This window comes from Mycoplasma sp. 5370 (assembly GCF_054343435.1).
The window spans coordinates 1-6,867 of sequence record NZ_JBTGVF010000035.1; the positions used below are offsets into that span (position 1 = coordinate 1).

Genomic DNA, 6,867 nt, shown 5'->3' on the forward strand with positions numbered 1-6,867 from the left:
TTTGTTGAAAATGTGTCATTTTTTGCTAAGTATAGAAAAATAGTAAAAATTTAGGTTTAACAATAATTTTTTTATTTTTAATAATGTATTTAAAATTGTTATTCATTATTTTTATCTCTTTCTTTTATTTTATTAGTTTAATTGTAGCATATTTTTAAATTTGATTAAAAAAAGAAGCAAAGTATTTTGCTTCTTAGGTCATTTTTGATTGGCTGCCCCAGTTAGATTCGAACTAACGCATCGCGGCACCAAAAACCGCTGCCTTACCGCTTGGCCATGGGGCATTATGGTGGGGGGGGAGGGATTCGAACCCCCGAATCGTTAGAAAGTGGGTTACAGCCACCCGCGTTTGGCCGCTTCGCTACCCCCCCATAAAACAATATTATTATACACTATTTTTACAAAATAGGAAGAAATTATTATTGTTTTTTTGTTTATTTAAAATATTTTGCTTTGAAAATTATATAAATTGATAATTAATTTAAGCCAACAACTATATAATTATCTGCTCAGATTTCAGGGAATGTTCCTTTTTTCATAATAATTGTGAAAAAATCTATAATAAAACTAAGTAAAAGACATGTTCACAATAATTTAAATAAGAATAATCTTAACATTCTTCCAGAACCATAACTATAAGTTATCCCTGTTACTTTCATACCGAAAGTAGGTTTTCCAGAACAGAATTGAATAATTTGTATTACAAACATTACTCCAACTGTAATAACTGCTAAAAAAGTATCAATTCAACTAGCAAAAAATCTTCTTCAATATCCAGCAATCTTCATTTTTATCCTTTCCAATTAAAATAATATAAAATTATATCATTTTTTTTAATATTTCAAATTAATAATTAAGACATTTTATTATAAAAAAACCAGAATTTGCTGGTTAAAGTATCTTAAATTTTTATTAATGATTCTACTTCATAAGGTTTTAGCATATCACGACCTTTTAGTTCTTCTAATTCCATAAGAAGAACAATTTTTTCAACAGTAGCTCCTTGTGATTCAACTAAATTAATAATAGCTCTTGTTGTTCCACCGGTTGCAAGAACATCATCTATAATTATAGCTTTTTGCCCTGGTTTAATCATTCCTTTTTGCACTTCTAAAGCATTTGAACCATATTCTAAATCATAATTCATAGATACTACTTCACCTGGTAATTTATTTGGTTTTCTAACCATAATAAAAGGTTTTTTTAGCATAGCAGCAACTGGAGTTCCAAAAAGAAAACCTCTAGCATCAGGTCCAATTATTATATCTGCATCTTTGCTTAATTCACTCATTTTATCTATCACATATCTTAAAACTTCCCCATTAGCAAGTAATGGAGAAATGTCTTTAAATAAGATTCCTTTTTTTGGAAAATCTTGAACATCTCTTATATATTTAATTAAATCCATAACTTTAAAATTATATTACATATTTTTTATTTTATTAAGAGAAATAAAAAAATGCTTTTATTTTAATAAAAAAACTAATTTTTAATAACTAAAAAGCTTTTTAATTTCTTCTTTTTCTTTAGTTGTTAATTGATTTTCTATTTCTGTTGTGATTATTCTTTTTTGTTTTACAAATTCAATAAAAACAATTTCTATTGATTCAATTTCTACTTTTAAACCCTCAAAGAAAAAGATTTTATCTTTTTTTAAAACAAAATCCCTTCAAAGAATAACTGGATATTTTTTTTCATTTCATATTAAATAACAAAGGTAAATTCCAGCTGGAAAAATAGTTTGATTTTTAAGGAAGAAAACTTCATTTTTAAAATTTATTTTAGCTTTTATGAAAAAATTTTCTACTAAATTTTTATTAATTGCTTCAAAATTTCCACTAACTAGCAATTCTTTTAAAAAAGAAGTAGATATTTTTCTTTCATTTTCTTTATAAAGTTCTACTATTTCAGTATCTGCAAAATAATCTTTTATTTTTTGTGCATTTAATAAACCATTTTTTCCTAATTTAAAGTCTGAACCTATTATAAATTTAGTTGCTCCTTTTTTAATTAAAAGATTAATAAAATCATAACCGTCAGTATTTTTGATGTTTTCATCAAATTTTAAAAGTAAAATGTAGTTAATTTTTAAATTGGCAATAACTTGAATTCTGGAAAATAAATCTGAAAAAAACTTTTGATTATTTTTAGGTAAAATTTCAGGATTTTCAAAAAGTAAAATTGTTATTTTTTTATTAAATTCTTTTGCTTTTTCTAATAGTTTTAAATGCCCTTTATGAAAAGATTCAAAAGATCCTAAAATAAAGCAAGAATCTTGCAATTCTTGGTTATTGTCATCATTGAAAAGTATAACTTTTGTCATTAATAAATAATTCCTAATTCTTTTAGTTTTAAATATGTTCCTTTTTCTTCAGAAGAAAGTGCTGTATCTTTAGCAACTTTTATAACAAAATCCGGAGCACCATCCATAGCAATTCCATAACCAACTTCTTTTATCATTTCATAGTCATTTGAACCATCACCAAAAGCAATCATTTCTTGAAGTGAAATGTTTATAATTTTTCCTAATTCTTTTAGTCCTTTAGCTTTATTACTGTTTAATGTACTAATAAAAAAACCTTTTGATCATGTGGAATTTATTTCAAGATTTAAATCATTTTTCTTTAAAAAATCGGCTGTTTTAGAAATTAAATTAGGATCAGAACTTTTTACAGTTATGATATGCAAGTTATTTTGATCAAACTCTAAATCAGTTAATTTTTTAAATTTTGCGGTGTGATCTTTTAAAAATCAATTATTAAAATCATGACCTTCTGAAAAATAACCGTATTTATCTGTCATTACACTATAATCACAATTTTCCTTATCTAAAAAATTACTTAATGTAATAAAATCATTGTAATTTATTTTATCTTCATAAATAATTTTTTTCTTTTTGCAATCAAAAATAAATGCTCCATTAGCTCCTAAAAAGTAATCTACTTCTACTTCATCAAGAAGATTACCGATTGTAATCATTTCTCTACCTGTACAAAAAATAACCACTATTCCTTGTTTTTTTAAATCAACAAACATTTTTTTGATTTCTGGAAAAAAATCTTTTTGTGTGTATGGTAAAAGTGTTCCATCTATATCAAAAGAAATTAATTTATATTTTTTCATTTTTACTCCATTTTTAAAACTTTATTTATTATATTTCCAAAAAGTTTATTAGAAAACATTTTTTGTTTATAAATTCTACCAAATCCAACAATTTTATTATTAAAAATTAATACAATTTCTTGTTTATCATCTTCTTCTATTTCAAAATTAAGTCCTTTTACTAAAGTTTTAAGTTGCATATCATTTAAAACAAATTTAGGCAAATTATTATCGATTATACTCAAAGGATCTATTTGTTCCAAATGAAGATCATCTAAAGTTAAATTACTTAACTTTGTTCTTTCTAAAGAGGTCATAATGGCAGAAGTATTTAATTTATTAGCTATATCTCTTATTAAACTTCTTATATAAGTTCCTCTAGAAACTGTTGTTTCAAAAGTTAATTCTTGTTTTTCATAATTGAACTCTATGATTTTAATTTTTTCAATGCAAACTTTTGATTTGGATAAAACTATATTTTTATTTTCTCTTGCTAAATCATAAGCCCTTTTTCCATTGATTTTTTTAGCAGAAAAAATAGGTGGAGTTTGCATATAGCAACCAATAAAAGAATTTATTTTTTCTTCAATTTCTGATAATTCTATTTTTTTTGTGTAATTGATTTCAGTAATTTTTCCTTCTATATCTAAGGTATTTGAATCTAAGTGAAATTTCATTGTGGTTATATAAGTTTTTGTGCTTTTATCTAAATAATTAATTAATTTTGTATCTTCATCTGTTGCAACTAACAACAATCCAGTAGCCATTGGATCTAAAGTTCCTGTATGACCGATTTTTTTAATATTATTTTCTTTTGCAAATTTTTTTATTTTTTGAAATGAACTTATATTTTTTTCTTTGTATAAAAGTTTAATCATATAATAAATATTACTTTAAAAAAACAAAATAAAAAGCAAAATTTAATAATTTTGCTTTAATGATAATTATAAAAATTATATGGTGCGCAAGAAGGGACTTGAACCCTTACGCCGTAAAGCACTAGAGCCTAAATCTAGCGTGTCTGCCAATTTCACCACTCGCGCATTTTAAGGTCATGTTAAAAGGAATCGAACCTTTTTTTAAACCAATAACATGATGGTGCCGTCTATAGGAATCGAACCTACGACCTACTGATTACAAGTCAGTTGCTCTGCCTGCTGAGCTAAGACGGCATGGTGGAAGATGAGGGGCTCGAACCCACGACCTCCGCCTTGTAAGGGCGATGCTCTCCCAACTGAGCTAATCTTCCTAAAAATGGTGACCCATACGGGACTCGAACCCGTGAATGCATGGATGAAAACCATGTGTGTTGACCGCTTCACCAATGGGCCATGGCGCCGATTGCGGGGATCGAACCTGCGACCAACTGGTTAACAGCCAGCTGCTCTACCGCTGAGCTAAATCGGCATTTAGCATTGCAAATAATAATGCTTTATTATTATACTACTTTTTTAAAAAAACAAAATAATTTTTTATTTTTTTTCTTCTTATTAAAAAAGCAATTTTATTTTATCATAATTTTGAAATTTATGCATTTTTTAATAAATAATTTTTTTAATTGTTCTTTCTAATTCTTTTTCTTTTTCAGAAATCCTTTTATCTATTTTATTTTTACCTTTAACTAAAGCTAATTCAACTTTAACTTTATTTTTATCATTTCAATAAAACATTAAAGGAACAAGAGTAAATCCTTGTTGTTTTTGTTTTAGTTCAATTCTCTTTAATTGATTTTTATGTAAAAGCAATTTTCTTTCTCTCTCTTCATCTCCTTTTACGGCCATATATAAGGAAATATGTAAGTTAGTTAAATATAATTCACCTTTTTTAAAAGTAGCATAACAATTTTTTAAGTTAAAATTGTTAGCTCTTATGGATTTAATTTCTCAACCAAGTAAAGAAATTCCACATTCATATTTTTCATAAATTTCATAGTTGAAATTTGCTATTTTATTTTTTTGAATTATTTTCATAACTTTTCCTTTCTTATATAATATTATTATAGATTAAAAATGATTTTAAATATAAATTTACAAAAATAAAAAGATTAAAAAATAAAAAAATGTGAATTTTTTGATAAAATTTTTTTATCTTTTATTTATAAAAATACAATAAGGAGGAAAAATGCCAAGAGAAGGTGTTACTTTAAGATGCAATGAATGTAAAATGGAAAATTACATAACAACAAAAAACAAAAAAACACAGACAGAAAAATTAGAAATGTCTAAACACTGTCATAAATGCAACAAACATACATCACATAAAGAAAAAAAATAATTTTCCTTGTGTTTCCTTTATAAAAGAATAAATACTATATTTAAATTTTAGTTTCTACTCTGCTTTATTATAAATGCAGAGTTTTTTATTAAAATCTAATTTTAAAAATATTTTCTTCTTTTTGTTAAAATTAAATTAATTAAATTATTATTTTATATTAGGAGGAAAAATGCCAAGAGAAGGTGTTACTTTAAGATGCAATGAATGTAAAATGGAAAATTACATAACAACAAAAAACAAAAAAACACAGACAGAAAAATTAGAAATGTCTAAACACTGTCATAAATGCAACAAACATACATCACATAAAGAAAAAAAATAAGAAAAGAGATAAGTTAAAAATGAATAGAAAATATTTAGATATAACATTAACAGAGAAAAAATTAGATGCAATAATTTCATTTGCTCCACAAACAAGACTTTGATTATCAACAATTCAATCAACAGATGGAATTACTGTGATGGAAAAAAATAAATCATATGTTTTTGTTGATGGACGTTACTATGAATATGCAAAAAAACAAGTAAAAAATGCTGAATTAGTTTTATTTAACAAAGAAAATTGAGATAATTTTTCTAAAAGCAAAGAATACAAAAGAATTGGAGTTGAAGCTGATTATATAACTCTTGTTGAGTTAAATAGAATAAAAAAATCATTTCCAAACAGTGAAATAGTTGAAATTTCAGGTCAAAAACTTAGAATACTAAAAGATGAAGAAGAAGTAAAATTAATTAAAAAAGCTATTGATATTTCACTAGAGGCTTATGATGAATTACTAAAAGAAATTAAAGAAGGACAAAGCGAACAAGAACTTGATAGAAAATTAAACTTTTTAATGAAAGAAAAAGGTGCACAAAAAGAATGTTTTGATTCTATCATTGCTGCGGGAGCTAATTCTGCAGTTCCACATCACCACCCAACTTCTGCAGTAGTTAAGTCAGGAGACTTATTAAAAATTGATTTTGGTGCTATTTATAAAGGTTATGGAGCAGATATAACAAGAACATTTATTTTTAATCCTAATAACTCAAAAGTAGATCCTAAAAAAGAAGAAATTTTACAAATTGTTAAAGAAGCTGCACAACTTGGAAGACAATTTGTAAAACCAGGTATAAAAGCTTCTGAAGTTGATAAAGTATGTAGAGATTATATTGAATCCAAAGGATATGGTGAATATTTTGTTCACTCTACAGGGCATGGTCTTGGAATTGATGTTCATGAATTACCAAATGTTTCATCATTAAGTGATTTTGTATTAGAAGAAGGAATGGTTATTACAGTTGAACCTGGTATTTATATAGAAGGTTTTGGTGGAGCAAGAATTGAAGATGATTTACTTGTTACAAAAGAAGGATCAATAACTTTATCTAGAAAAAATGAAATAAATGGTATTGGAAAATAATCTTATTAAAACGAATATAAAGAAAAAATGCGGAAATAAACATGGACACAAAAACTTAACATTATTTTATAACGTCGCAGCAAATTGT

At 25.4% G+C, this 6,867-nt stretch carries 9 protein-coding genes and 7 tRNA genes; 3 read left to right on the top strand and 13 right to left on the bottom strand.

The window, feature by feature from the left end; all coding sequences use genetic code 4:
* Nucleotides 1–209: 209 nt before the first annotated feature.
* From ACXX88_RS03800 to smpB, 13 genes are all read right to left on the bottom strand, one after another.
* Nucleotides 210–284 (bottom strand) — tRNA-Gln (locus ACXX88_RS03800).
* 3 nt (nucleotides 285–287) lie between these two features.
* Nucleotides 288–371: transfer RNA gene (locus ACXX88_RS03805), tRNA-Tyr, on the bottom strand.
* A gap of 105 nt (nucleotides 372–476) precedes the next feature.
* On the bottom strand, nucleotides 477–788 hold the full coding sequence (locus ACXX88_RS03810) for a hypothetical protein (RefSeq protein ID WP_436358993.1): 312 nt from the start codon (nucleotides 786–788) through the stop codon (nucleotides 477–479).
* Nucleotides 789–901: 113 nt separating this feature from the next.
* A complete protein-coding gene (locus ACXX88_RS03815) occupies nucleotides 902–1,408 on the bottom strand; it encodes an adenine phosphoribosyltransferase (RefSeq protein WP_436358995.1) in 507 nt (168 codons plus the stop codon).
* 81 nt (nucleotides 1,409–1,489) lie between these two features.
* Nucleotides 1,490–2,323 carry an FAD synthase gene (locus tag ACXX88_RS03820; RefSeq protein WP_436358997.1) on the bottom strand — a complete coding sequence of 278 codons (834 nt, stop codon included), beginning with the start codon at nucleotides 2,321–2,323 and terminating at the stop codon, nucleotides 1,490–1,492.
* Nucleotides 2,323–3,123, bottom strand: coding sequence for a YcsE-related riboflavin metabolism phosphatase (locus ACXX88_RS03825; RefSeq protein ID WP_436358998.1), 801 nt, complete (start codon nucleotides 3,121–3,123; stop codon nucleotides 2,323–2,325). The genes ACXX88_RS03820 and ACXX88_RS03825 overlap by 1 nt, the downstream gene beginning before the upstream one ends.
* A gap of 2 nt (nucleotides 3,124–3,125) precedes the next feature.
* Nucleotides 3,126–3,980, bottom strand: a complete 855-nt coding sequence (gene truB, locus ACXX88_RS03830; protein WP_458559638.1) for a tRNA pseudouridine(55) synthase TruB — start codon at nucleotides 3,978–3,980, stop codon at nucleotides 3,126–3,128.
* Between the two features lie 80 nt (nucleotides 3,981–4,060).
* Nucleotides 4,061–4,145: transfer RNA gene (locus ACXX88_RS03835), tRNA-Leu, on the bottom strand.
* A 53-nt stretch (nucleotides 4,146–4,198) separates the two neighbouring features.
* Nucleotides 4,199–4,274, bottom strand: a tRNA-Thr gene (locus ACXX88_RS03840).
* 1 nt (nucleotide 4,275) lies between these two features.
* Nucleotides 4,276–4,351, bottom strand: a tRNA-Val gene (locus ACXX88_RS03845).
* A 6-nt stretch (nucleotides 4,352–4,357) separates the two neighbouring features.
* Nucleotides 4,358–4,433 (bottom strand) — tRNA-Glu (locus ACXX88_RS03850).
* A 1-nt stretch (nucleotide 4,434) separates the two neighbouring features.
* Nucleotides 4,435–4,509: transfer RNA gene (locus tag ACXX88_RS03855), tRNA-Asn, on the bottom strand.
* 131 nt (nucleotides 4,510–4,640) lie between these two features.
* The gene (gene smpB / locus ACXX88_RS03860) at nucleotides 4,641–5,072 is read right to left on the bottom strand and encodes an SsrA-binding protein (protein ID WP_436359000.1); all 432 of its coding nucleotides are present in this window, start codon (nucleotides 5,070–5,072) and stop codon (nucleotides 4,641–4,643) included.
* A 151-nt stretch (nucleotides 5,073–5,223) separates the two neighbouring features.
* Here smpB and rpmG (ACXX88_RS03865) point away from each other — a divergent pair, with 151 nt between their 5' ends.
* The 3 genes from rpmG (ACXX88_RS03865) to ACXX88_RS03875 all read left to right on the top strand — a co-directional run bounded on the left by rpmG (ACXX88_RS03865) (nucleotide 5,224) and on the right by ACXX88_RS03875 (nucleotide 6,779).
* Nucleotides 5,224–5,376: a 50S ribosomal protein L33 gene (rpmG, locus tag ACXX88_RS03865; protein WP_436359001.1), complete on the top strand. Its 153-nt coding sequence runs from the start codon at nucleotides 5,224–5,226 to the stop codon at nucleotides 5,374–5,376.
* A gap of 169 nt (nucleotides 5,377–5,545) precedes the next feature.
* A complete protein-coding gene (gene rpmG / locus ACXX88_RS03870; protein WP_436359001.1) occupies nucleotides 5,546–5,698 on the top strand; it encodes a 50S ribosomal protein L33 in 153 nt (50 codons plus the stop codon).
* Nucleotides 5,699–5,717: 19 nt separating this feature from the next.
* Complete coding sequence (locus ACXX88_RS03875) at nucleotides 5,718–6,779, top strand: aminopeptidase P family protein (RefSeq protein WP_436359003.1); 1,062 nt, start codon at nucleotides 5,718–5,720, stop codon at nucleotides 6,777–6,779.
* The last annotated feature ends 88 nt before the right edge of the window (nucleotides 6,780–6,867 follow it).